We start from the raw sequence: 23,267 nt of genomic DNA, 5'->3' as shown, positions 1-23,267 counted from the left end.
CGGTTCCCGCCGAGTCGGCGGGTCGAGCGCGGCTGCCAGAATGGGGCGCATGAGCAGCGCAGCCCTCCGTGTCGTGATCGCCCCCGACTCCTTCAAGGGGTCCGCGAGCGCGGTCGAGGTCGCCGACGCGCTCGCCGACGGCTGGCGCCAGGAGCGTCCCGGCGACGCGATCGTGCTCGCTCCGATGGCCGACGGAGGGGAGGGGACGATCGACGCGTTCGAGGTCGCGGTTCCCCGGGCGGCGCGGCACACGATCACCGCGACGGGGCCCGACGACCGGCCGGTCGAGACCTCATGGCTCCTGCTGCCCGATGGTGCGGCGGTCGTCGAGCTCGCGTCGGCCAGCGGCATCACGCTGCTCGACCCGCTGCGTCCTCTCACCGCGCACACCCGCGGCTTCGGCCAGGCGATCGCGGCCGCCCTCGACGCCGGGGCGCACTCGCTGCTGCTCGCGATCGGCGGCAGCTCGTCGACCGACGGCGGCGTCGGAGCGCTGCGCGAGCTGGGCGCGCGGTTCCTCACCGTCTCGGGCCACGACATCGGCGACGGAGGCGGGGCGCTGCACGACCTCGCGGCGGTCGACCTGCACAGCCTGCGGCGGGTGCCGGCCGGCGGCGCGCTGATCCTGAGCGACGTCACCAATCCGCTGCTCGGCGACTCCGGCGCGGCGCACGTCTTCGGTCCGCAGAAGGGCGCGAGCCGTGACGACGTCGTGCGCCTGGACGACGGGCTCCGGCACCTGGCCGCGCACCTCGACGCCGATCCGGAGGAGGCGGGCACGGGGGCGGCCGGCGGCACCGGATTCGGGCTGGTCGCGTGGGGCGCCCGCCTCGCGCCCGGCTCGGCCGCGGTCGGCGAGGCCCTCGGGCTGCCCGCCCTCGTCGAGGGCGCCGACGTCGTGCTCACGGGGGAGGGGCGCTTCGACGCCCAGTCGATGGCGGGCAAGGTGCCGTCGTACCTCCTCGGGCTCGCGGAGCGGGCCGGGGCGCGGGCGATGCTGGTCGCCGGAGCGATCCAGGCGCCCGCCGGGGCGTTCGCCGCGGCGGCGTCGCTGACCGAGGCGGCCGGGTCGTCCGCCGCCGCGATCGCGGACCCGCTGCCCCACCTGCGCTCGGTGGCGCGGGACCTGGCGCGCCGGGTCTGACCGCGCACGGTCCCGCCTCCGGTGTCGGTGGTGCGGCCTAGCGTTCGAGCATGATCCCGGACGCGCGACGACCCCTAGATGTGGTGGTCGGCGCCTGCCTCCGGGCCCAGATGTCGGGAACAGCGACACGCCGACGAGCGTTGTACACAGGGAACGCCGGAAGCCCCTCCACAGCGGTGGATAACTCCGGGCGATCCGCGTCCTTCCGCGGATCCGCGGGCCTCGGCCTGTGGATGAACGGGGGAAGAACCGGTGGATAACTACACGAATGTAACTACTAGCCCTAGTGGGCTCCCGCCGGGCGCCCCCCTATATGTAGTATTGCTGAGCAGGTCGGAGCGAGTGCCCCGCCGGCGCCCCGCACCACCCCAGACCTACCATTCACGACCGTCTCCCTCCCCGATCGGCACGCCGACGAGGAGCACCGGAGCCGGCCCAGGACACCCTCCCGGAAAGGACGACACGCATGGCCGTGACGGTCTACACCAAGCCCTCCTGCGTTCAGTGCACGGCGACCTACCGAGCCCTCGACAGCAAGGGCATCGACTACGAGGTGTTCGACCTCTCCGTCGACGAGAAGGCCCTCGAGGCCGTCAAGGCGCTGGGCTACCTGCAGGCCCCCGTCGTCATCACCGACGACGACCACTGGAGCGGCTTCCGCCCCGACAAGATCGCGACGCTCTGAGGCGCACGCGCGGCGATTCGCGGCGTTGTCGTCGGGCGCCGTAGCGCCGCTACGGCTTCCTCCTCCGCCTTGCAGCTCACCACTCAGGCGCCTCAGAGCAGGTGCGAGTGGAAGAGCCCCCACGCTCCGCCGGTCCGGGTGGGCAGGTTCTGCCCCGGACCGGCGGAGGATCCGAGTCGCGAGGCTCGGGTCCTCACCGGAACGACCGCCACGACGCCCCGCAGGGCACCCGGAGGAGGAGCACACGATGAGTGAGCTCGTCTACTTCTCGAGCAGCTCGGGCAACACGCACCGCTTCATCGAGAAGCTCGGCCGCCCGGCGCAGCGCATCCCGCTGCACTCGCACCGCGACGGGGCCAAGGCCGAGACGCTCCACGTCGACGAGCCCTACGTGCTCGTCCTGCCGACCTACGGCGGCGGGATCGACGGGGGAGCGGTGCCCAAGCAGGTCATCCGGTTCCTCAACCAGCCCCGCAACCGCTCCCTGCTCCGCGGCGTCATCGGCGCCGGCAACACCAACTTCGGCGAGGCCTACTGCCTCGCCGGCGACATCATCGCGAGGAAGTGCGCCGTGCCGCACCTCTACCGCTTCGAAGTATTCGGAACCCCAGACGACGTCCGCGCCGTCGACGAAGGATTGGACACGTTTTGGACGCAGCAGTGATCGACGCCCCCCGGGACGCCGCGCAGATGGACTACCACTCGCTCAACGCGATGCTGAACCTGTACGGCCCGAACGGAGAGATCCAGTTCGACAAGGACCGCGAGGCCGCTCGCGAGTACTTCCTGCAGCACGTCAACCAGAACACCGTGTTCTTCCACTCCCTCAAGGAGCGCCTCGACTACCTGGTCGAGAAGGAGTACTACGAGCAGGCCGTGCTCGATCAGTACTCGTTCGAGTTCATCCAGCAGCTGAACGACCTCGCGTACTCCAAGAAGTTCCGCTTCGCGACGTTCCTCGGCGCCTTCAAGTACTACACGTCGTACACGCTCAAGACGTTCGACGGCAAGCGCTACCTCGAGCGCTTCGAGGACCGCGTCGTGATGACCGCCCTCGGGCTCGCCCAGGGCGACGAGAAGCTCGCCGTCGCCCTCGTCGAGGAGATCGTCGCCGGCCGCTTCCAGCCCGCGACCCCCACGTTCCTCAACACGGGCAAGGCCCAGCGCGGCGAGCTCGTCTCGTGCTTCCTCCTGCGCATCGAGGACAACATGGAGTCGATCGCCCGCGGCATCAACTCCGCGCTGCAGCTCTCCAAGCGCGGCGGCGGAGTGGCGCTCTCGCTCTCCAACATCCGCGAGGCCGGCGCGCCGATCAAGCAGATCGAGAACCAGTCGTCGGGCATCATCCCCGTGATGAAGCTCCTCGAGGACAGCTTCAGCTACGCCAACCAGCTCGGCGCCCGCCAGGGTGCGGGAGCCGTGTACCTGTCGGCGCACCACCCCGACATCCTGCGCTTCCTCGACACCAAGCGCGAGAACGCCGACGAGAAGATCCGCATCAAGACGCTGTCCCTCGGCGTCGTCGTGCCCGACATCACGTTCGAGCTCGCGAAGAACAACGAGGACATGTACCTCTTCTCGCCCTACGACGTCGAGCGCGTCTACGGCCTGCCCTTCGGCGACATCTCGATCTCCGAGAAGTACCGCGAGATGGTCGACGACCCGCGCATCAAGAAGACCAAGATCTCGGCGCGCGAGTTCTTCCAGACCATCGCCGAGATCCAGTTCGAGTCGGGCTACCCCTACATCGTGTTCGAGGACACGGTGAACAAGGCGAACCCGATCAAGGGCCGCATCAACATGTCGAACCTGTGCTCCGAGATCCTCCAGGTCAACACCCCGACGACCTACAACGAGGACCTCTCCTACGCCACCATCGGCAAGGACATCTCCTGCAACCTCGGCTCGATGAACATCGCGCTGACCATGGACTCGCCCGACTTCGGCCGCACCATCGAGACCGCCATCCGCGGCCTCACCTCGGTGTCCGACCAGTCGCACATCACCTCGGTCCGCTCGATCGAGGACGGCAACGACAAGTCGCACGCCATCGGCCTGGGCCAGATGAACCTGCACGGCTACCTCGCCCGCGAGCGCATCCACTACGGATCCGAGGAGGGCATCGACTTCACCAACATCTACTTCTACTCGGTGCTGTTCCACGCCCTGCGCGCCTCGAACAACATCTCCATCGAGCGCGGCACCACCTTCGAGGGCTTCGCCGACTCGAAGTACGCCTCGGGCGAGTTCTTCGACACCTACACCGAGAAGGAGTGGGCTCCCGCCACCGAGCGAGTGGCCCGCCTCTTCGCCGACGCAGGCATCGCCGTCCCCACCCAGGACGACTGGCGCTCGCTCAAGGCCTCGGTCATGGAGCACGGCATCTACAACCAGAACCTGCAGGCGGTGCCGCCCACCGGCTCGATCTCGTACATCAACAACTCGACGTCCTCGATCCACCCGATCGCGTCGAAGATCGAGATCCGCAAGGAGGGCAAGCTCGGCCGCGTCTACTACCCGGCGCCGTTCATGACGAACGACAACCTGGAGTACTACCAGGACGCGTACGAGATCGGCTACGAGAAGATCATCGACACCTACGCCGCGGCGACGCAGCACGTCGACCAGGGCCTCTCGCTGACGCTGTTCTTCAAGGACACCGCGACCACCCGCGACATCAACCGCGCGCAGATCTACGCCTGGCGCAAGGGCATCAAGACCATCTACTACATCCGTCTCCGCCAGCTCGCGCTGGAGGGCACGGAGGTCGACGGCTGCGTCAGCTGCATGCTGTAGCGTCCGCCGCAGCTCCCACCCGAACGACACCGCACGACCTATCCGCACGAAGAAGAGATCATGACTCCCCCTGAGAAGCTCAAGCTGGTCAGCCACGTCAACGCCATCAACTGGAACCGCATCCAGGACGACAAGGACGTGGAGGTCTGGAACCGCCTCACGAGCAACTTCTGGCTGCCCGAGAAGGTCCCGCTGTCCAACGACATCCAGTCGTGGAACACGCTGACCCACGAGGAGCAGCAGCTCACGATGCGCGTGTTCACGGGCCTGACCCTGCTCGACACCATCCAGGGCACGGTCGGCGCGGTGTCGCTGATCCCCGATGCGATCACCCCGCACGAGGAGGCCGTCTACACGAACATCGCGTTCATGGAGTCGGTGCACGCGAAGAGCTACTCGTCGGTCTTCTCGACGCTGTCCAACACGCAGGACATCGACGAGGCGTTCCGCTGGTCCGTGGAGAACCCGAACCTTCAGAAGAAGGCCGAGATCGTCATGGACTACTACCGCGGCGACGACCCGCTGAAGCGCAAGGTCGCCTCGACGCTGCTCGAGTCGTTCCTCTTCTACTCGGGCTTCTACCTGCCGATGTACTGGTCCTCGCGGGCCAAGCTCACCAACACGGCCGACCTGGTGCGCCTCATCATCCGCGACGAGGCCGTGCACGGCTACTACATCGGCTACAAGTTCCAGAAGGGCCTCGAGCGCGTCGACCAGGCCAAGCGCGACGAGATCAAGGACTACACGTTCTCGCTGCTCTACGAGCTCTACGACAACGAGGCGCAGTACACGCAGGACCTCTACGACCAGCTCGGCCTGACCGAGGACGTCAAGAAGTTCCTGCACTACAACGCCAACAAGGCCCTGATGAACCTCGGCTACGAGCCGATGTTCCCCAAGCAGGTCACCGATGTGAACCCCGCGATCCTGTCGGCCCTCTCGCCCAACGCGGACGAGAACCACGACTTCTTCTCGGGCTCCGGCTCCTCCTACGTGATCGGCAAGGCCGTGAACACCGAGGACGAGGACTGGGACTTCTAGGCGTCGACACCACGTCCGGTCCTCCGCGGCGAACGGCCCCTCCCCGACACGGGTGAGGGGCCGTTCCTCGTTCGAGCGGCGGGCGAGGTGGTCAGCCGTCGAGGAGCGCAGCCCGGATCGTGCGGAGCAGCGCCGGGGCGTGCACGGTCACTGTCGCCCACAACCGCGCGTTGTCGAGTGCGGAGTAGTGGTGCGCGGCGATGTTCCGCGTCGCTCGCAGCCCTTCGACCGCGTCGCCGGGCAGCTGTGCGACGACGGCCGCCGGCAGGTCGCGATGCACGAACTCGGCGAGGGTGATCAGGGCGAGCGCGCCGACGTCCCTGCTGTCGGACACGGGGCGGACGAACTCGTCCTCGCCGTCCCGGGCGGCACGATCGAGGCGGGAGAGGAGCCGATCCGCCTCGAGGATCAGTCGGGAGCGCTTGTCGGTGTCGTCAGCGGGACGGCGGGGGCGGGCGGTGAAGCGGCCGGGTGTCGTGCCTCCGTCGTCCGCCCCGCTCACAGCGGCACCGCCTCGCGGCGGATCGCCGCCAGGATGTCGTCGTCCGGGCTGTCGATCACGACGTCCACCGGGAATCCGAGGAGCTCCTCGGCACGACCGCGGAACGCGGCCAGGCGGAGGAAGTCGACGGAGGGATCCGCGTCGACGAGCAGATCGATGTCGCTCCGCTCGTCGTCCGAGCCCCGGGTAGCGGATCCGAACACTCGGACCTCGCTCAGTCCGTGTTCCGCGGCGAGCTGTCGGACGTCGGCGGCGAGGTACTCGAGAACGATCGACGGGCGGAGCCGGACGGCCCGGAGGAGTCGCTCGAGCAGTTCCGGGCTCGGACGGCGCGCTCCGGCTTCGATCGCGGCGATGTTCGGCTGGCGCAGGCCGGTGGCCGCCGCGAGGGCCGTCTGCGACATCGCGACGTCCTCGCGGGCACGCCGCAGGACGGCGCCGAGGGGGAGGCGGTCGAGGATCACGACCGCATCACATCGCCGTGGTATGTCAGAGCGGCAGGCGCATCAGCACCCGTGGGAAGCCGTTCAGCACGGAGGTCGTGTCGGCCGCCCAGGAGAAGCCGGCGCTCTCGAAGAGGGCGCGGGTGCCGACGTAGGCCATCGTCTGCTCGACTCTCGCGCCGCGGTTGTCGACCGGGTAGCCCTCGATCGCCGGGGCACCGTGCGACCGCGCGAAGTCGACGGCGCCGGCGAGCAGGGCGTGCGAGATGCCGCAGCGGCGGAAGCCGGGGCGGACCCGGATGCACCAGACGGTCCACACGTCGAGGTCGTCGACGTGCGGGATCCTCCGGTTCCTCGCGTAGCTCGTGTCGGCGCGGCGGTGCACGGCCGCCCAGCCGGCCACCTCGTCGCCGTCGTAGGCGAGCACGCCCGGCGGCGGATCCTGCGCGACCAGTTCGCGCATCCGCTCTCCTCGGGCAGGACCCCGCAAGGAGTTGTTCTCGGTGGAGGAGAGCAACCGGTAGCTCAGACACCTGCAGACGCTCGCATCCGCTCGCTTCGGCCCGTTCATCGTCGCGACGTCGTCGAAGACGGACGCCGGGCGCACCTGGATCGTCATGACGGCACCCTCTCACCGGGCATCCTCCTGGGCAAGACGCTCAAGACTAAGGCTGAGACCGCTGGAACCGCCGCGCATTCGAAATAAGAGGCTGCCAGCCTTACTTCTGCTGGCTCTGGGGTGCGGCACCGGGAATCGCGGGGTGGTTGAGACTCCGGATTGACCACTCCGGCGCATGAATCGCACCAGCACCCGCTGTTGGACGCCACTCAGCCGGCCCCCCTACCGTGGGGGAGTACCCGACGAAGGAGTCCCCCTTGAAGCACGTCCCCCTCGGCGCCTCCGGCATTGAATCCCCCAACGTCGTCCTCGGACTGATGCGCATCCCCGAGATGACCGACGACGCGATCCGCGACCTCGTGCGCACCGCGCGCGACTCCGGCATCGACTTCTTCGACCACGCCGATGTCTACGGCAACGCCGTGCACCACTGCGAGGAGCGCTTCGCCGACGCGATGCAGCTCACCCCGTCGCAGCGCGACGAGATCGTGCTGCAGACCAAGTGCGGCATCGTCGGCGACGGCCCGTACTTCGACTTCTCGTACGAGCACATCGTCGAGTCGGTCGAGGGGTCGCTGAAGGCCCTGCAGACCGATCGCATCGACGTGCTGCTCCTGCACCGCCCGGACGCGCTGGTCGAGCCCGACGAGGTCGCCCGCGCCTTCGACGAGCTGCACGCCGCCGGCAAGGTGACGCACTTCGGCGTCTCGAACCACACGCCGTACCAGATCGAGCTGCTGAAGAAGTCGCTGAATCAGCCGATCGTGGCGAACCAGCTGCAGCTGTCGGTCACGCACGCGCCGCTGATCGCGCAGGGAGTCGCCTCGAACATGGCCGCGCTGGACCAGTCGATCATGCGCGACGGCGGCATCGTCGACTACTGCCGCCTCCACGACATCACCGTGCAGGCGTGGTCGCCGTTCCAGGCGGGCTTCTTCACCGGTGTCTTCCTCGACAACCCCGCCTACACGGAGCTCAACGCCGTGATCGACCGCCTCGCCGGGCAGTACGACGTGCCCGCGATCGCGATCGCCACCGCGTGGATCACGCGCCACCCGGCGAACATGCAGGTCGTGCTCGGCACGACGAACGAGCAGCGCGTGCACGACGCGGCGCTCGGCTCCGACATCCCCCTGACCCGGGCCGAGTGGTACGAGATGTTCCGCGCCGCCGGCTACACGGTCCCCTGATCTCCCACCCCGGAGGAAATGCGCGTCGGCGCACAGAGAGGGCACGGCTCCGGCCGTGCCCTCTCGCACGTCCGGAGCCGTCAGATCCGCAGGCGCACCGTGACGGCGGAGTCGACCTCGACGCCCTCCGCCCGGCGCACCGAGGTCTTGAGCGGCACCAGGTAGCCGCCGTCCTTCGGCCAGAGCGACGTGCTCCAGGTGCTCTCGCCGAGCACGACCGTCGCGGGGATCATGCCCCAGCCGTACGACACGTGCGCCGCCGTCTCCGCGACCGCCGGGACGTGCTCCTGGGGAACCCGCACGAAGTGCCAGGGCGCCGGCCCCCGCCAGAAGACGACGACGGCGTCGAACTCGATCTCCACGCGCCGAGGGTACGACTCAGCGAAGACCCGGGAATAGGATCCGGCCCTCCGCGTTGAACTTGAGTGCAAGTGACTCAACTCTTCAGGAGGACTGGTGCCCGACAACTTCAACGAGGCCGGAGCGAACTCGTTCGACGACTTCCTCGCCCGTTACCTCGACGGTGAGCGCGCCCGCGCGGCGCGGTCCATCGACCTCAGCCGATTCCTCACTGCCCGTACCCAGAGCATCCTGCAGGCCGCAGGACGCTTCGCCCTCGAGCGCGGACAGACCGAGCTCGACGCCCTGCACGTGCTGCGCGTGCTCATCGACGACGAGGCCGTGGCTCAGGCCGTGCGCCGCATCGGCGTCGACCCCGGCGCGATCGCGACGGCGACGGAGGCCCGCCTGCCGCAGGCCGGCGAGGCCCACGCCTCGCAGAGCGCCGCCACCATCACGCCCAGTGCGCAGCGCGCGCTGTTCCACAGCTACCAGGTCGCCCGCTCGAGCGGATCGACCTACATCGATCCCGAGCACCTCTTCTTCGCGCTCGTGCTCGGTCAGGACGCGCCCGCCGGGCAGGTCCTGGCGCGCGCCGGAGTGACCGCCGAGGCGCTCACCCAGGGACTGCGCGAGACCGTCACCACCGGTCCGGAGCAGCAGCAGGAGGCCGCAGCGCCCGCCTCCGAGACCCCGATGCTCGACAAGTTCGGCACCGACCTCACGCAGCTGGCCCGCGACGGCCGGCTCGACCCGGTGATCGGCCGCGCCGACGAGATCGAGCAGACGATCGAGATCCTCAGCCGCCGCACCAAGAACAACCCGGTGCTCGTCGGCGAGGCCGGCGTGGGCAAGACCGCGATCGTCGAGGGCCTGGCCCGCGCGATCGTCGCGGGCGAGGTCCCGGAGCAGCTGCGCGACAAGCGCGTCGTCTCGCTCGATCTCCCCGGCATGCTCGCCGGAACCCGCTACCGCGGCGACTTCGAGGAGCGCCTCACCACGACGATGGACGAGATCGCGGCCCGCTCCGGCGAGCTGATCGTGTTCATCGACGAGGTCCACACCGTCGTTGGCGCCGGTGGTGCGGGCGAGGGCGGCATGGACGCGGGCAACATCCTCAAGCCCCGCCTCGCGCGCGGCGAGCTCCACCTGGTGGGTGCGACCACGCTCAAGGAGTACCGCACCATCGAGAAGGACCCGGCGCTCGAGCGCCGCTTCCAGCCCGTCCGCGTGGGCGAGCCGTCGGTGGAGGACGCCGTCGCGATCCTGCACGGACTGCGGCAGGCCTACGAGGAGCACCACCGCGTGAGCTACACCGACGACGCCCTCCGCGCCGCCGTCGAGCTCTCGGACCGCTACCTCCCCGACCGCGTGCTCCCCGACAAGGCGATCGACCTGATCGACCAGGCGGGCGCGCGACTGCGCCTCAGCCTGGGCGCGGGAGTGGACACCTCCGCTCTGCTCGAGCGCCTCGCGGTGCTCGAGGGCGACAAGAACGCGGCGGTCTCGGCCGAGCACTACGAGGAGGCCTCGCGCCTGCGCGACGAGATCTCCGCCGTGCAGGCACGTCTCGACGAGGCGACCTCGACCGGGCGCGCCCCGGTGGAGGCCGTGGTCGGCGAGACCGAGATCGCGGCGGTCGTGGCGCGCGCCACGGGCATCCCGGTGTCGCGACTGACGGAGGGGGAGCGCGAGCGGCTCGCCCACCTCGAGGACGAGCTGCACCGGCGCGTCATCGGCCAGGAGGACGCGGTCACCGCGGTCGCCCGTGCCGTCCGCCGCAGCCGCACCGGACTCGGCGACGCCTCGCGGCCCGTCGGATCGTTCCTCTTCCTCGGCCCGACCGGTGTCGGCAAGACCGAGCTGGCCCGCACGCTGGCGGGATCGCTCTTCGCCGACGAGCAGTCCGTGATCCGGTTCGACATGAGCGAGTTCGGCGAGCGGCACACCGTCTCGCGACTGGTCGGCGCCCCTCCCGGGTACGTCGGCTACGACGAGGCCGGCCAGCTCACCGAGCGCGTGCGGCGGAACCCCTACTCCGTCGTGCTGTTCGACGAGATCGAGAAGGCGCACCCCGACGTGTTCAACCTGCTCCTGCAGGTCCTCGACGACGGTCGCCTGACCGACGGCCAGGGCCGCACGGTCGACTTCCGCAACACGGTGATCATCATGACCTCGAACCTCGGGTCGGAGTTCCTGGCGTCGCGCTCCGGCGCGCTCGGCTTCGTCGCGCAGAGCGACGCGTCGGCCGAGGGCTTCGCCTCGGAGAAGGACCTGCGCGACCGCGTCATGGGCCGGCTCCGCGAGGCGATGCGGCCCGAGTTCCTGAACCGCATCGACGAGATCGTGCTGTTCCGCAAGCTCGGCCGGGCGCAGCTCCGCGAGATCGTGGGCATCGTGCTCGACGCCACCCGTGGGCGCCTCGCGCCGCGCGACGTGACGCTCGAGGTCACGGAGGCGGCGATCGACTGGCTCGCCGAGCACGGCTACGAGCCGCAGTACGGTGCCCGTCCGCTCCGCCGCCTGGTGCAGCGCTCGGTCGACGACCGCATTGCGGACCTGTTCGTGAGCGGAGACGTGACGGACGGCGGTGCCATCCGCGTGGACGCTGTCGGCGGCGAGCTCGTCGTCACGTCCGCGTCGCGGATGCCGATGGCGGCCTAGCCCGCCCGGATCCGACGCCCCGGCTCCCTTTCACGGGAGTCGGGGCGTCGTCGTGTCCGGCGTCGGCCGCCCGCGCGACCGCTTGCGCGGGGGAGCGGGGGCGGATAGACACGGGAGAGCACGAGAACCGGAGGCCCGATGTCGAATCCGCGCTACTACGATCCGGTCGGCCGCGCGATCCGCGCCCTCCTCTGGATCGCCCTGGTCTGCTTCGGACTGGCGGTCGGCTTCTTCCCGCTCGACGTCGTCACGCCGGGATCGATGACGGACGCCGCGCGCCCCTACGCCGAGGCGAGCGGGGCGCTGGCGTGCTTCGGCATCGCGGCGCTCATCGTGCACTTCGCGGTCGTCGCGATCGTCGGTGCGATCCGGGGGCGCGGGCAGTAGGGACGGAGCCGGCCGCGGCGGTGCGTTCGGCTCACGGGAACGCGTTCGACTCCGGAGACGCGTTCGGCTCGCAGGAATCCGTGGATTCCGCGAGCCGAACGTGGTCTCACGAGCCGGAGTCAGCCGAGCCGGCTCACGGGCACTTCTTCGCCGTGATCGAGACCTTCAGGGTCGCGTCCGGAGCGACGGAGGAGCCGCCCGCCGGATCCTGCCCCGTCACCTGACCGGCGTCCGGCGCGTTGCCGTCCTCGGTGCAGGCGAGAGTGATCTTCGTGAACCCCGCTGCCCCGAACGCCGACTTCGCCGCCTCCAGGTCCTGCCCCGTCACATCCGGCACGGTCTTCTGATTGCCGGTGCTCGTGAACACGGTGATGCCGGTGCCCGCCTGCGCGGAGCCCGACGGGTCCTGGCGCACGACGGTGCCGACCGCGGCGTCGCTGGCCTCCGTGCCGCCCTCGATGAGCGGGAAGCCGGCCGCGGCGAGCTTGGCCTTCGCGTCAGCGACGGTGAGGCCCTTCACGTCCGGGATCTCGACCTTCGGAACGACCTGCAGCGAGCCGTTCGCCTCGGGGAACGCCTCTCCGCCGTACTTCGCGTTCGCGGCCGCCATGACGACCGGCCAGATCCGGTGCCGGGCAGTGGCCGCGGACCCGGAGTCGAAGGCGTAGCGGCCCGAGCGCAGGCTCGCCTCGCCCTTGACGTTGAAGACGCCGACGGCGGTCGCGACGCGGGTGCTCGCGCCGGTCATCCAGGTGGCGACGGCGTCGTCGGTGGTGCCCGTCTTGCCGATCAGGGGGACGCCGTCGCGCGTCCGGGACGCGGTGGCGGTGCCGCCGGACGTGAACGTCGACTGCAGGGCGACCGCGGCGGTGGCCGCGACGTTGCCGTCGAGCGACTGGCGGCAGTTCGCGGCGGGCACGGGCTGCTCGGCGCCGGTCGCGTCGGTGATCCGGTCGATCGCGATCGGGTCGCAGGTGATGCCACCGGACGCGATGGTGGCGTAGGCGCCGGCCATGGAGAGCGGTGAGACGTAATTCGTGCCGAGGACCGTCGCGGGGTAGCGGTCGAGCTCGCCGTCGCTGCCCTGCACCACGCCCATGTCGACCGCCGTGTCGCGGATCGCGCAGAGGTCGAGCTCGCGCGCCATGCCGACGAAGCCCGTGTTCAGCGACGTCTTCGTGAAGTCCGCCGCCGTGCCGACCTGGCCGCCGCCGCCCTCGTCGTTCCGGGCGCTGGTGTCGTTGCTGGTCGTCGTCCCCCCGGGCTCGCAGGAGTCGGTGAAGGTGCCCCAGGTGGGCTTGCGGGTGCCGTCGACCCGTTCGTTGATGCTGTGCCCCTCCTTCAGCCATTCGACGAGGGTGAACAGCTTGTAGGTCGAGCCGGGCTGGATGCCGGACGAGCCGCCGTAGGCCTTGTCGGTGCTGAAGTTGATGGCGCTGTAGGACGCGTCGGCGTTCAGGACGTCGGGGTCCTGCGAGTACTTCTTGTTCTGGGTCATGGCGAGCACGCGGCCGGTGCCGACCTCGACGCTGACCGACACGGCTCCGACGTCGAAGTTCCATGTCTGCGGAACCTGAGCGTTCACGGCGTTCACCGCGGCGTCCTGCAGGTCGACGTCGAGCGTCGTGTAGACGTCCTGACCGCCGCGGCGGAAGTTCGTCCAGCGGGTGTCCTCGTCGGCGCCGAAGATCTCGTTGTTCTTCAGGACGTTGGTGACGTAGTCGCAGAAGTAGCCCGCATTCCCGGCCGTCGAGCACCCGGTGCTGGGCTCGGTGATGACGGGCTCGACGGGAGTGGCGATCGCGGCGTCGTGGTCGGCCTGCGTGATCTTCCCCTCCTCCAGCATCTTGCCGATGATGTAGTCGCGGCGCTCCTTGTTGCGGATGTAGCCGTTCGCCGCGCCGTTGTCGGGGTTCTCGGGCTGGTCGATGCGCAGGTTCGCCGGGTTGTTGACGATCGCGATGAGGCTGGCGGCCTGGGCGATCGTGAGGTTCGCGGCGGAGGTGTTGAAGTAGTAGTTCGCGGCCGTCTCGAGGCCGTAGGTGGTGCCGCCGAAGAACGCGATGTTCAGATACCCCTGGAGGATCTGGTCCTTCGTGTACTCCTTCTCGATGCCGATCGCGAGCTTCATCTCGCGGAGCTTGCGCTCGGGAGTGGTCTTGGTGGCTGCGTCGATCGCGGCGGCGCGCTCGACCTCGTCCGTGATGTTGCGGACGGCCTTCTCGACGAGGACGTTCTTCACGTACTGCTGCGTGATCGAGGATCCGCCCTGGACGTCGTTGCCGAGCACGTAGGTCTGGGCGACGGCGCGCAGCGTGCCGGGGAGGTCGACCCCGCCGTGCTCGTAGAAGCGCGGGTCCTCGCCCGAGACGGCCGCGTCCTTGGCGAACTGCGAGATCTGATCGAGCGGCACCTCGATGCGGTTCTCGACGTAGAAGGAGGCGAGCAGCTGGGTCGAGCCGTCGGAGCGAGTGGCGAAGATGTTGCTCTTCTCGGAGAGCTTGTCGACCTCGAGGTACTCGGGCAGTCCGTCGAAGACGCCGATGGACTGGTTCGCGGCGACGCCGGCGATCGCCACAGCGGGCGTCACCGTGGCGGTCACGAGGACGCCGGCCACGACGCTCATGCCCAGGAAGCCCACGATCGCCTTGATCACGCCACCGGTGGTCCTTCTGTCGCTCGCCAATACGTCTCCTTCGGGTACCCCCGGTCTCGCGGGGGCGGCAGCCCCCGCCCTGACGCGCTCTGCGACAGGTCAACCTCGACAGACTAACCCGAGAGCTCCGGAAGACGAAGGCCCGGTCCGGGGCCTGAACGGAGGCTGGGACGCGGCGTCGGGGCGGCCCGGCGGCGGGTGTGCGAGTGCAGGGGGCCGCGCGAGCGCCTCCTTCTTCCGCGTCGAGGTGATGATCGTCTGAGAAGACGCACAGGTTTGTGACGCTCCGTGCGATGGTCCTGAGGCGGCGAGAGAGCGCGGCCTCACTGCGGGGGCTCGCCTCACCGACTCCGCGCGTCGTCGAGCGCTCGGGCTCCGCGAGGCTCCTCCACAGGCGAGCCGCGTTGCGTCATACGAGTATGCCTTCTATTCTCCGAGGAAACCTCGCCGAACAGAAGGAGATCTCATGTCACTCACTCGGCGCGCAAGCGCTCTCGCCCTCGCCGCGGTCGCGGTCGCGACACTGACGGCTCCGGTCGCTGCGGCGGCGGAGAGCCAGTGCCCCACGGGCTGGAGCTGCGTGTGGACGGACAAGGACTACTCGAGCAGCTTCTCCGGGCGCGGCAACGCGAACTACAACGAGTACCACGCGCCCGGGGGCTTCATCTTCAATGACTCGATCTCGAGCATCAAGAACCGCTTCCCCGGGTACAAGAACTGGTACGAGCACATCGACCGCGGAGGCCTGAGGCTGGAGGTCCGCGCTGGCCAGAAGATCGCCAATCTCCAGTCCGAGGGCACGGGGGTCTGGTGGCACCCGGACTGGAACGACTTCATCTCGAGCGTCGACTGATGCCGCAGCTCCGCCCGCTGGTCCTGATCGCGCTGCTCGTCCCGGTGCTCGGCGTGAGCGCGTGCACCGCACCGACTCCGGGGCCTCGGATCAACGGGATGCCCGCGAATGTCGACATCAGCGCCTACGCCGATGTCCATGCGGTCCTGAACAGGGAGGACGAGACGATGGTCTTCCCGATCGATGCCTTCTTCATCGACCCGCGGACCCGCGGCAGGATCCTGCAGGCGAATGCACTGCTCTGGGACGAGTGCATGCGGGCCGGCGGGCGGAGCTACCCTCCGGCGGAGTTCGACTTGACGGGGTCCGCTCTCGTTCCCGACACGAACTACGGCATCTGGAGCGCGGACCGGGCGGCGCGCTTCGGCTACGGGATGGACCCGTCCGACGGAGCGGAGATGGAGGCGGCCAACGCCGCCTACATGGCGACCGATGCGGATCCGGGATGGGAACCCGCGTTCGAGAAGTGCACCGACACCACGGCCCTCCTCCCGGAGCCGGGCCGGTGGACCGCGGGCCCGGAGGCGATGGCCGTCGCAGGGCCGGCGAAGCAGGTGGCGAGCGACGCGTACGTCCTCGCGACCGCCGACCCGGACTGGGACCGCGCGCGGTCCGAGTGGAGCGACTGCCTCGTCGCGAACGGCCTCCGGCTCCGCAGCGGTGAGGAGTCGCCGTGGGGTCCGGAGGTCCCCGAGGACCCTGAGGAGGCGATCCGCACGGCGGTGCTGGATGTGCAGTGCAAGGAGGAGACCGGTCTGGTGGAGACGTTGAGTTCGCTGGAGGCGCAGTACCAGGCGGCTCTGATCGATCAGAACAGGGCGGCGATGGACGAGGTCGCCGAGAAGGAGCAGGAGATCATCGCTCAGGCTGAGAAGATCCTCGCGGAGCACGGGCGATGAGCGGGGAGCCGCATCCCCGCGTCCGTCTCCCGGCGGTGGTCCGTCCGCGGGCGCTCGCGGTGTTCGTCGTCGTGGTGCTCCTCGTGGGGTCGGCGGGTGTCGTGATCGGAGCGTCGATGCCCTCGACCGCGGAGGTCGACGAAGCGGCGGTGCAGGCGCCTCCGCAGGTCGATGCCGCTGTCGAGCGGCGCTCCATCGATCCTCCGCGGATGCTGCAGGGCCTCGTCGACGCGGGCGACACCCGGAAGGTGGCGTTCGGCGGGGTGAGCGGCGGGGTGCTGCCCTACGTCACCGAGGTCGGCACGGCGTCCGGATCCCCGCTCTCGAACGGGCGGCTGCTGATCGCGGTCGCTGATCAGCCCCGCATCGCGCTGCACGTCGGGGCGCCGCTCTACCGCGATCTGCACGTGGGTGATCAGGGACGCGACGTGCAGGCGTTCGAGACGGCGCTCGAGGCGGTCGTCCCGGGCGACTTCGACGTGGACGAGGACTTCACCGCGAACACCCTGGCTGCGGCGGAGGAGCTCTGGGACGGACTCGGGTACGACCTCCCGACCCGCCCGGTCGACGCCGTCGCCGTGCCGCCGTCGGCGTCCGGCGCGACGACCACGGCCACCACGGCGCCAAGTGCTCCCGTACCCGCTGCCTCCGCTCCCGCTGCCACCGCGCCCCCGTCCGCTGCACCGGCTCCGGATGCCGCCGCGAGAACGCAGGCGTACATCGACGTGACCCAGATCGTGCAGCTGCCCTCCGACTCGGTCGGCGTCCTGAGCGTGCTCGCCGTCGGGGCGACAGCCTCCGCCGACGCGCCGCTGGCGACGCTGCAGACGAGCCCGCGCCGGGTCGTCGCGCGGGCGTCCGTGCTCGATGCCGAGGAGTTCGCCGTCGGAGCCTCGGTGACTCTCCGCGTGAACGGCCGCTCCGATCAGAGCGGCGTCGTCGCGCGGCAGGGCGAGTTCGTCGCCTCCGACGGCTCTGCGCAGAGCATCGCGGGCAGGGACGTCTTCGTGGACCTGCCCGCCGATTGGGCCGACCTCGCCGAGAAGTCGACCGTGATGCTCACCACGGTCGAGGCGGGCGAGCCGGTGCTCGCCGTTCCGCTCGCCGCCGTCCACGACGCCTCGACGGCGCCCTTCGTCGTCTCCTCGGGCGGCTCCCGCTCCGACCCCGGCGAGCACGTGCCCATCGAGGTGCTCGGCTCGGGTGCCGGATGGGTGCGGATCGGCGAGGAGTCCGGACTCGTCGAGGGCGACCGCGTGGTGGTGGGCCCGTGACCGCTCCGCTCCTCTCCCTCCGCGGAGTCTCGCGGCGCTACGCCGGAGCGGCCGGGGCGCCGGCGCTCGAGGGGATCGACCTCGACGTCCACGAGGGCGAGTTCGTCGCCGTCGTCGGCCGCTCGGGGGCGGGGAAGTCGACGCTCCTCAATGTGCTCGGGCTGCTCGACTCGGCCGACTCGGGGGAGTACCGCATCGCGGGTCTCGACGTGTCGGCTCTGCCCGAGCACGAGCGGGACGCCCTGCGCTCGCGCACGTTCGGGTTCGTCTTCCAGGACTCGTTCGTGCTGCCGCGCGAGAGCGTCGCCCGCAACGCCGCGCTGCCGCTGCGCATGCGGAGGGAGGGGCGCGACGCGCAGATCGCGGACGTCGCCGACGTGCTCGAGCGGTTCGGACTGCTGAAGCTGGCGGAGCAGTCGGCGGCCACCCTCTCGGGTGGGGAGCGCCAGCGCGTCGCCCTGGCCCGCGCGGTCATCGGCCGACCCGCGGTCGTCCTCGCGGACGAGCCGACCGGCAACCTCGACTCCGCGACCACGGCCGTCGTGATGGACCTGCTCGTCGAGCTGCACCTCTCCGGAGTCACCGTCGTGCTGATCACCCACTCGGCGGAGGTCGCCGCGGTGGCCGGACGCGCGATCCGGCTCGAGGACGGCGCGATCGCGTCCGACAGCGGCGCGTCCTCGGCGATCGCCCAGCCGGTCGCGCCGTCAGTCGAGGCCGCTCCGGAGGTCGCGCCGTCAGTCGAGGCCGCTCCGGAGGTCGCGCCGTCCGCTGGCGCCGAATCGGCGGCCCGGCGACCGGGTGGCCGGGGACCGGCCTGGGCGCTGGGCGACGCCGTGTCGGCCCTGCTGCTCTCGCCCGCCCGCACGCTGGGAGTCCTCGCCGCCTTCGTCCTCGCGATCGCGGGGCTGGTGTCCTCGGTCGGGATGAGCGCCACGGCCGCTCAGCAGGTCACGCAGCGACTCGACGCGGCGGCACTCGATCAGGTGACCGTCCAGATGCCCGCATCGGCCTCGGACGACGAGCTGCGGCGGGCCGCCACGGCGATCGCCGCCCTCGACGGAGTGGTGGTCGCCGGTCCGAAGGTGTCGCTGGCCGGAGCGGAGAGCCGACCGGGACGCTTCCTCGGCCCCGACGAGGTGGTGACCGAGGCGCCGGTGCTGGCGGTCGACGAGTCCTTCCTCGCCGCCGAGCTGGTCGACGTCGTGCCCGCGACGGCGCCCGCCTGGCTCGATCTCGCCGACGAGGCGCCGGTCGCGCTCCTGGGAACGGGGGCGGCCGAGGACCTCGGCATCCCGGTGGGTCGCACCGGCGACACTGTCCGCATCGCAGGCCAGGCCGTCGTCGTCGCGGGCTTCCTCGCCTCCTCGACCCGCGACCCCGCTCTGACGGAGTCGATCCTCGTCTCGCTGACCGATCTGGCCGTCCCGCCCCGGTCCGAGCGGCAGGTGGTCGCCCGCGCCCTGCCGGGTCGACCCGCGGCCCTCGCCGAGTCGATCCCGCTCGCGGTCGATCCCGGACGGCCGGAGCGGATCGCGGTGCAGACCGTCGCCGACCTGAGACTGCTCGCGCGCGGGGTGAGCAGCGATCTCGCGGCGAACCTGCTCGTGATCTCGGCGGTGCTCCTGCTCCTGGTCTGCTTCAGCAGTGCCACGTCGATGTTCCTCACCGTGTCGGCGCGCACCCGCGAGATCGCGCTCCGACGGGCGGTCGGGGCGACCCGGCGCGACATCCGGCTGCTGTTCCTGATCGAGGGCGCGGCGATCGGACTCGCGGGCGGGGTCTCGGGTCTCGCGCTCGGCGTGCTCCTCACCGCGGTGCTCAGCGGCCTGCAGGGCTGGTCGCCGGTCCTGGACCCCACCAGCGCGCTCGTCGGCGTCGCCTCCGGGGTCGGTGCGGGCGCGGTCTCTGCGGTGGGCCCGGCGTTCCGCGCCGCGCGGATCGAGCCCGCGCTCGCCCTGCGGGCCGGATGAGCCGCGGGAGGAGCGGGGCTCCTCGTGGCAGCGGGCGTCTCCTAGGGTGCTGGTATGTCGAGTCCGCACCCCGACCACCGTCCGCAGCCGGGACGGACCGAGCAGCCCGAGCAGCAGGCCCAGCCCGTTCAGTCCGCTCCGCCCACCGGCGCGATGCCCTACGCGCTCGGATTCCTCGCCCTGACCGGCCTCCCGTTCCTCTCGATGCTGGTCGCGGGCATCGTGATGGCGGCCGTGCACTCCTCCTCCCGAGCGCGCGGCGGAGTGGCCGCCGAGAACGGCCGCCGGGCCGCGAACTGGGGACTCACGGTGATCCTCGTCACGGTGCTGACGCTGGTCGGGCACTTCGTGCTGCTCTTCGCCCTGACCGCCGACGCCCCGTCGACGTCCTTCTACCCGATCGGCATCCCGATCACGCTCTTCGGAGTGCTCTGCGTGGTCCACCTCGTGGTGATCATCTGCGGACTCGTGACCGCGAACCGCGGCCGCGTCCTCCGGAACCCCCTCGCGATCCCGTTCCTCCGCCGCCGCGCGGTGTGACGCGTCAGGACGTCGCGACCGGCCAGACGTAGTCGAGATCGTCCGGGACCCCCGGGAAGAGCGGGGCGTAGTGCTCGGGGTGCTTGTCGATGAGCTTCGACCGGTGCGACCGGTGCAGCTCCTCCCGGCCCAGCCACGGCGGCAGCGGGTACCCGCCGAGGAGGTACGCCTCGGCGTCCTCGGGGATCGTCTCGAGCACGGCCATCGTCTTCTCGAGGCAGGTGTCGGCGAAGCCGCGGGCCGTCCACACCGCGCACGTCTCGCGCTGGTAGGCCATCAGGGCGGGCCGGTGGCCGCGCCACATCGCGGTCACCGGGTGGTGCTGCCAGCCGTAGCCCGGCACGATCAGCGCCTTCATCACCTGCAGCGTCTCGACGCGCTGCTTGCCGAGCCGGCGGTCGTCGAGGGCCTCGGCGCTCGCGCGGAAGGAGGGGAAGGGGAGGAAGGTCTGCATCCCCTCCAGTGAACACGAGGGAGTCGCGCATCGGCCACCCGGACGTCACGTCGAGGACGCCTTCGGACCGTAGCGTGCGGTCCATGACCGGACTCCCCCTCCTCGCCACCGACGACGTCCAGCTGCGCTGGGCGCGGCCCGAGGTGCTCGACTCCTCGCGGCACCGGATGCTCCGCCTCCTCACCCTCGCCGAGCGACTGCGCTTCGAGGCCACCGGCCGTCGCGAGGCGCGCGACAGCTTCCTGCTCGGACGGGTCCTCGTGCGCGAGCTCGCGGCGGAGACCCTCGGCATCGATCCGCTCGAGGTCGTCGTGGAGGCGCGCTGCACGCGCTGCGGCGGGCCGCACGGTCGCCCGGTCCTCGGTGGCGAGCACCCCGCACTCGAGCGGATGCGCATCAGCATCGCGCACTGCGAGGGCGCGGTCGTCGCGGCGCTGGCCACCGGTCGCGACGTGGGCATCGACGCCGCCCGCACGCGGGTGGTGCGGGAGCGGATCGCGTCCGGTCGGGAGAGTGCCGAGCAGGTGCTCGAGGGGCTGCGTGCGCAGGCCGTCACCAAGGCCGACGGCCGCGGAACGGGTCTGGACGAGTCGGTGCGCTTCCGCACGCGCGAAGGGGCGACCGAGGCCTGGATCGACGGCTCCGAGCGCTACTTCGCCGTCTCGGAGCCGTCGGTCCACTCGGCGCTCGTCGTCACCCTGGCTCTCGCTCAGGACTGATCCGCGCTCGACTGATCAGCGCTCGACCGATCAGCGCTCGACCGATCAGCGCGCGCCGCGCGCCTCAGAGGTGCGGTGCCACGTGCTCCGCGAAGCCGGCGGCGACCTTCGACGCGACGTCCGCGTACGGGGTGTCCCAGACGTCCCGATGGAAGATCTCGACCTCGATGTCGCCGGTGTAGCCGGCCTCGACGACCGCCTGCGTCAGCAACGGGAAGTCGATGACGCCCTCGCCCACGTAGTGCCGCGAGAGCAGCACGTCGGCGGCCAGGGGAGTGGCCCAGTCGCACACCTGGTACGAGGCGATGCGCCCTTCGGCGCCCGCCCGGGCGATCTGCGGCAGCACCTGGGGGTCCCACCAGACGTGGAACGTGTCGACGACCACGCCGACGGCGGCGGGGTCGAAGGGCGCGGCGAGATCCAGCGCCTGCCCCAGCGTCGAGACGACGGCGCGGTCGGACGCGTACATCGGGTGCAGCGGCTCGATCGCCAGCTGCACTCCCGTGCCCCGCGCGTAGCCCGCGAGCTCGGCCAGCGCCTCCGACACCCGGGCGCGCGCGCCGACGAGGTCGCGCGAGCCCTCGGGCAGTCCTCCCGCGACGAGCACGAGCGCCGGAGCGCCCAGGGCCGCGGCCTCGTCGATCGCGCGGCGGTTCTCGTCCAGCGCCGCGCGCCGCTCCGGCCCCTCCGGGACCGTGAAGAAGCCGCCGCGGCACAGGCTCGACACGCGCAGGCCGCTCTCGCCGACCAGGCGCATGGCCTCCGCCATGCCCACCTCGGCCACGGGCTCGCGCCACAGGCCGATCGAGGAGTAGCCGGCGTGAGCGGTGACGTCGAGCGCCTCCCGCAGAGAGGCGAGCTTGATCGTCGCCTGGTTCAGGGACAGCCGCGGATGCACGGTGCCCGCTCCGGCGGCGACGACCGGCTCGAGGGCGGTCATGCGAGCACCGTCCGGAGCGCGTCGACGCCGTTCACGGCGAGCATGCCCGTCCAGCGCGCGGCCGCGAGCTCCGGACGCTCCAGCGCCCCGGCCTCGTCGGCCAGCCGCACGATCTCGGACAGGTGCGGCAGCGAGCGGGCGGAGTGCAGCCCGCCGACCATCGAGAACGCGGTCTGGTGCCCGTTCAGCCACGACAGGAACGCGACACCCGTCTTGTAGTACTGCGTCGGAGCGGCGAAGACCTGGCGCGCGAGGGCCTCGGTCGGCCCGAGGATCCGGCGGTAGGCCTTGACGTCGTCCGCGTCGAGCGCCTGGATCGCCGCGGAGGCGTTCGGGGCGAAGGCCGCGAACGCGCCGAGGAGGGCGTCGGAGTGGCGGATCTCGCCGTCTGCATCCTGCCCGCCCTCGATCAGGCCGACGTAGTTGAAGTCGTCGCCCGTGAAGAGAGTCGCGCCGAACGGGAGCCGCGCGCGCACGGCGATCTCGGCGTCCGCGTCGAGCAGCGACATCTTGATGCCGCGGACCTTCGCGAGGTTGTCCTCGATGATGCGGATCACGGTGTCCGACGCCGCGGCGACGTCCTCGGAGCCGAAGTACCCGGTGAGGACGGAGTCGAAGGCCGGGCCGAGCCAGTGCAGGACGACCGGGCGCGACGCCCGCTCGAGCACGGCGCGGTAGACGCGCTCGTAGTCCTCGCCCGACTGCGCCGCTCGCGCGAGGTGGCGGCTGGCCATCAGGACCACGCCCACTCCGGCGTCCTCCGCGACCTCGAGCTGCTCGAGATAGGCGTCGATGACGCGCTCCAGCGGCACGACGTCGTCGGTGAGCTGGTCGGTGTTCACTCCGACCACGACGTCGCCGCCGACCGAGGCGGCCTCGGCGCCGCTGCGGCGGATGAGCTCCGTGGTCGCGGCCCAGTCCATGCCCATGTTGCGCTGGGCGGTGTCCATGGCGTCCGCGACTCCGAGGCCCCACGACCAGACGTGGTGCCGGAACGCGAGCGTCGCGTCCCAGTCGACGGCGGCGGGGCTCCCGGGCGTGTTCTCGGCCCAGGCGACCGGCACGACGTGCGCGGCCGCGTAGGCGACCCGGGCGCCGAGCGGGCGGCGGGGGCGGACGAGGTCCGGGGCGGGGGAGGCGGGGTGCGCG

At 70.8% G+C, this 23,267-nt stretch carries 22 protein-coding genes; 14 read left to right on the top strand and 8 right to left on the bottom strand.

The features are described from left to right. Nucleotides 1-49 precede the first annotated feature (49 nt). From NB037_RS10920 to nrdF, 5 genes are all read left to right on the top strand, one after another. Nucleotides 50-1,144, top strand: a complete 1,095-nt coding sequence (locus NB037_RS10920) for a glycerate kinase (RefSeq protein ID WP_251945681.1) — start codon at nucleotides 50-52, stop codon at nucleotides 1,142-1,144. 466 nt (nucleotides 1,145-1,610) lie between these two features. Further along, the gene (gene nrdH, locus NB037_RS10915) at nucleotides 1,611-1,829 is read left to right on the top strand and encodes a glutaredoxin-like protein NrdH (protein WP_068255139.1); all 219 of its coding nucleotides are present in this window, start codon (nucleotides 1,611-1,613) and stop codon (nucleotides 1,827-1,829) included. A 247-nt stretch (nucleotides 1,830-2,076) separates the two neighbouring features. Beyond that, nucleotides 2,077-2,493, top strand: a complete 417-nt coding sequence (gene nrdI, locus NB037_RS10910; protein WP_107573286.1) for a class Ib ribonucleoside-diphosphate reductase assembly flavoprotein NrdI — start codon at nucleotides 2,077-2,079, stop codon at nucleotides 2,491-2,493. Between the two features lie 26 nt (nucleotides 2,494-2,519). Beyond that, nucleotides 2,520-4,625, top strand: coding sequence for a class 1b ribonucleoside-diphosphate reductase subunit alpha (gene nrdE, locus NB037_RS10905; protein ID WP_056868579.1), 2,106 nt, complete (start codon nucleotides 2,520-2,522; stop codon nucleotides 4,623-4,625). A gap of 60 nt (nucleotides 4,626-4,685) precedes the next feature. Continuing rightward, a complete protein-coding gene (gene nrdF / locus NB037_RS10900; protein WP_055791099.1) occupies nucleotides 4,686-5,666 on the top strand; it encodes a class 1b ribonucleoside-diphosphate reductase subunit beta in 981 nt (326 codons plus the stop codon). 91 nt (nucleotides 5,667-5,757) lie between these two features. Here nrdF and NB037_RS19900 read toward each other — a convergent pair whose 3' ends face one another. The 3 genes from NB037_RS19900 to NB037_RS10885 are packed head-to-tail and all read right to left on the bottom strand — an operon-like array spanning nucleotide 5,758 to nucleotide 7,230. Continuing rightward, nucleotides 5,758-6,168 carry a HepT-like ribonuclease domain-containing protein gene (locus NB037_RS19900; RefSeq protein ID WP_251945679.1) on the bottom strand — a complete coding sequence of 137 codons (411 nt, stop codon included), beginning with the start codon at nucleotides 6,166-6,168 and terminating at the stop codon, nucleotides 5,758-5,760. Further along, nucleotides 6,165-6,632, bottom strand: a complete 468-nt coding sequence (locus NB037_RS10890) for an XRE family transcriptional regulator (RefSeq protein WP_251945677.1) — start codon at nucleotides 6,630-6,632, stop codon at nucleotides 6,165-6,167. The genes NB037_RS19900 and NB037_RS10890 overlap by 4 nt, the downstream gene beginning before the upstream one ends. A 25-nt stretch (nucleotides 6,633-6,657) precedes the next feature. Beyond that, complete coding sequence (locus NB037_RS10885; RefSeq protein WP_251945675.1) at nucleotides 6,658-7,230, bottom strand: GNAT family N-acetyltransferase; 573 nt, start codon at nucleotides 7,228-7,230, stop codon at nucleotides 6,658-6,660. A gap of 257 nt (nucleotides 7,231-7,487) precedes the next feature. Between NB037_RS10885 and NB037_RS10880 the strand changes: the two genes are divergently transcribed. Continuing rightward, nucleotides 7,488-8,420, top strand: a complete 933-nt coding sequence (locus tag NB037_RS10880) for an aldo/keto reductase (protein ID WP_279308805.1) — start codon at nucleotides 7,488-7,490, stop codon at nucleotides 8,418-8,420. Between the two features lie 80 nt (nucleotides 8,421-8,500). Here the strand turns inward: NB037_RS10880 and NB037_RS10875 are convergent, their stop codons facing one another. Beyond that, entirely contained in the window at nucleotides 8,501-8,782 is a 282-nt protein-coding gene (locus NB037_RS10875) for a DUF1905 domain-containing protein (RefSeq protein WP_251945673.1), read from the bottom strand. Between the two features lie 94 nt (nucleotides 8,783-8,876). Between NB037_RS10875 and NB037_RS10870 the strand changes: the two genes are divergently transcribed. Next, complete coding sequence (locus tag NB037_RS10870) at nucleotides 8,877-11,423, top strand: ATP-dependent Clp protease ATP-binding subunit (RefSeq protein WP_251945672.1); 2,547 nt, start codon at nucleotides 8,877-8,879, stop codon at nucleotides 11,421-11,423. 138 nt (nucleotides 11,424-11,561) lie between these two features. Continuing rightward, on the top strand, nucleotides 11,562-11,810 hold the full coding sequence (locus tag NB037_RS10865) for a hypothetical protein (RefSeq protein ID WP_251945670.1): 249 nt from the start codon (nucleotides 11,562-11,564) through the stop codon (nucleotides 11,808-11,810). Nucleotides 11,811-11,943: 133 nt separating this feature from the next. Here the strand turns inward: NB037_RS10865 and NB037_RS10860 are convergent, their stop codons facing one another. Beyond that, a complete protein-coding gene (locus NB037_RS10860) occupies nucleotides 11,944-14,496 on the bottom strand; it encodes a transglycosylase domain-containing protein (RefSeq protein WP_251945668.1) in 2,553 nt (850 codons plus the stop codon). A 436-nt stretch (nucleotides 14,497-14,932) separates the two neighbouring features. On the opposite strand from NB037_RS10860, the gene NB037_RS10855 reads away from it, so the two are divergent. Genes NB037_RS10855 through NB037_RS10835 form a run of 5 tightly spaced genes read left to right on the top strand, consistent with a single transcriptional unit; the run spans nucleotide 14,933 to nucleotide 20,005 of the window. Next, a complete protein-coding gene (locus NB037_RS10855; protein WP_251945666.1) occupies nucleotides 14,933-15,319 on the top strand; it encodes a peptidase inhibitor family I36 protein in 387 nt (128 codons plus the stop codon). Continuing rightward, complete coding sequence (locus tag NB037_RS10850) at nucleotides 15,319-16,218, top strand: flagellar protein FlgN (protein WP_251945665.1); 900 nt, start codon at nucleotides 15,319-15,321, stop codon at nucleotides 16,216-16,218. Before NB037_RS10855 ends, NB037_RS10850 begins: the two co-directional genes overlap by 1 nt. Further along, a complete protein-coding gene (locus NB037_RS10845) occupies nucleotides 16,215-17,492 on the top strand; it encodes an efflux RND transporter periplasmic adaptor subunit (protein WP_251945664.1) in 1,278 nt (425 codons plus the stop codon). Before NB037_RS10850 ends, NB037_RS10845 begins: the two co-directional genes overlap by 4 nt. Beyond that, nucleotides 17,489-19,465: an ABC transporter ATP-binding protein/permease gene (locus NB037_RS10840; RefSeq protein ID WP_251945663.1), complete on the top strand. Its 1,977-nt coding sequence runs from the start codon at nucleotides 17,489-17,491 to the stop codon at nucleotides 19,463-19,465. Before NB037_RS10845 ends, NB037_RS10840 begins: the two co-directional genes overlap by 4 nt. A gap of 54 nt (nucleotides 19,466-19,519) precedes the next feature. Continuing rightward, complete coding sequence (locus NB037_RS10835) at nucleotides 19,520-20,005, top strand: DUF4870 domain-containing protein (protein ID WP_251945662.1); 486 nt, start codon at nucleotides 19,520-19,522, stop codon at nucleotides 20,003-20,005. 4 nt (nucleotides 20,006-20,009) lie between these two features. Here the strand turns inward: NB037_RS10835 and NB037_RS10830 are convergent, their stop codons facing one another. Next, nucleotides 20,010-20,459, bottom strand: coding sequence for an MSMEG_6728 family protein (locus NB037_RS10830; RefSeq protein WP_251945661.1), 450 nt, complete (start codon nucleotides 20,457-20,459; stop codon nucleotides 20,010-20,012). 83 nt (nucleotides 20,460-20,542) lie between these two features. Between NB037_RS10830 and NB037_RS10825 the strand changes: the two genes are divergently transcribed. Then, complete coding sequence (locus tag NB037_RS10825; protein ID WP_251945660.1) at nucleotides 20,543-21,178, top strand: 4'-phosphopantetheinyl transferase family protein; 636 nt, start codon at nucleotides 20,543-20,545, stop codon at nucleotides 21,176-21,178. Nucleotides 21,179-21,242: 64 nt separating this feature from the next. On the opposite strand, the gene NB037_RS10820 is transcribed toward NB037_RS10825, so the two are convergent. Beyond that, entirely contained in the window at nucleotides 21,243-22,118 is an 876-nt protein-coding gene (locus NB037_RS10820; protein ID WP_251945659.1) for a sugar phosphate isomerase/epimerase family protein, read from the bottom strand. Beyond that, nucleotides 22,115-23,267, bottom strand: a 1,153-nt coding sequence (locus NB037_RS10815) for a DUF993 family protein (RefSeq protein ID WP_251945658.1), incomplete at its 5' end; no start/stop codon positions are given. The genes NB037_RS10820 and NB037_RS10815, both read right to left, overlap by 4 nt.

Source organism: Rathayibacter rubneri (assembly GCF_023743255.1).
Taxonomy (GTDB): Bacteria; Actinomycetota; Actinomycetes; order Actinomycetales; family Microbacteriaceae; genus Rathayibacter; species Rathayibacter rubneri.
Note: the sequence above shows the minus strand (reverse complement) of the source record. Positions and strands in the feature narration are given on the sequence as shown.

Bases quoted from the DNA above. Each gene is read 5' to 3' on its own strand.
- NB037_RS10920 (WP_251945681.1), top strand. From the start codon at position 50: ATGAGCAGCGCAGCCCTCCGTGTCGTGATCGCCCCCGACTCCTTCAAG.
- nrdH (WP_068255139.1), top strand. From the start codon at position 1,611: ATGGCCGTGACGGTCTACACCAAGCCCTCCTGCGTTCAGTGCACGGCG.
- nrdI (WP_107573286.1), top strand. From the start codon at position 2,077: ATGAGTGAGCTCGTCTACTTCTCGAGCAGCTCGGGCAACACGCACCGC.
- nrdE (WP_056868579.1), top strand. From the start codon at position 2,520: ATGGACTACCACTCGCTCAACGCGATGCTGAACCTGTACGGCCCGAAC.
- nrdF (WP_055791099.1), top strand. From the start codon at position 4,686: ATGACTCCCCCTGAGAAGCTCAAGCTGGTCAGCCACGTCAACGCCATC.
- NB037_RS10885 (WP_251945675.1), bottom strand. From the start codon at position 7,230: ATGACGATCCAGGTGCGCCCGGCGTCCGTCTTCGACGACGTCGCGACG.
- NB037_RS10865 (WP_251945670.1), top strand. From the start codon at position 11,562: ATGTCGAATCCGCGCTACTACGATCCGGTCGGCCGCGCGATCCGCGCC.
- NB037_RS10855 (WP_251945666.1), top strand. From the start codon at position 14,933: ATGTCACTCACTCGGCGCGCAAGCGCTCTCGCCCTCGCCGCGGTCGCG.
- NB037_RS10850 (WP_251945665.1), top strand. From the start codon at position 15,319: ATGCCGCAGCTCCGCCCGCTGGTCCTGATCGCGCTGCTCGTCCCGGTG.
- NB037_RS10845 (WP_251945664.1), top strand. From the start codon at position 16,215: ATGAGCGGGGAGCCGCATCCCCGCGTCCGTCTCCCGGCGGTGGTCCGT.
- NB037_RS10835 (WP_251945662.1), top strand. From the start codon at position 19,520: ATGTCGAGTCCGCACCCCGACCACCGTCCGCAGCCGGGACGGACCGAG.
- NB037_RS10830 (WP_251945661.1), bottom strand. From the start codon at position 20,459: ATGCAGACCTTCCTCCCCTTCCCCTCCTTCCGCGCGAGCGCCGAGGCC.
- NB037_RS10825 (WP_251945660.1), top strand. From the start codon at position 20,543: ATGACCGGACTCCCCCTCCTCGCCACCGACGACGTCCAGCTGCGCTGG.
- NB037_RS10820 (WP_251945659.1), bottom strand. From the start codon at position 22,118: ATGACCGCCCTCGAGCCGGTCGTCGCCGCCGGAGCGGGCACCGTGCAT.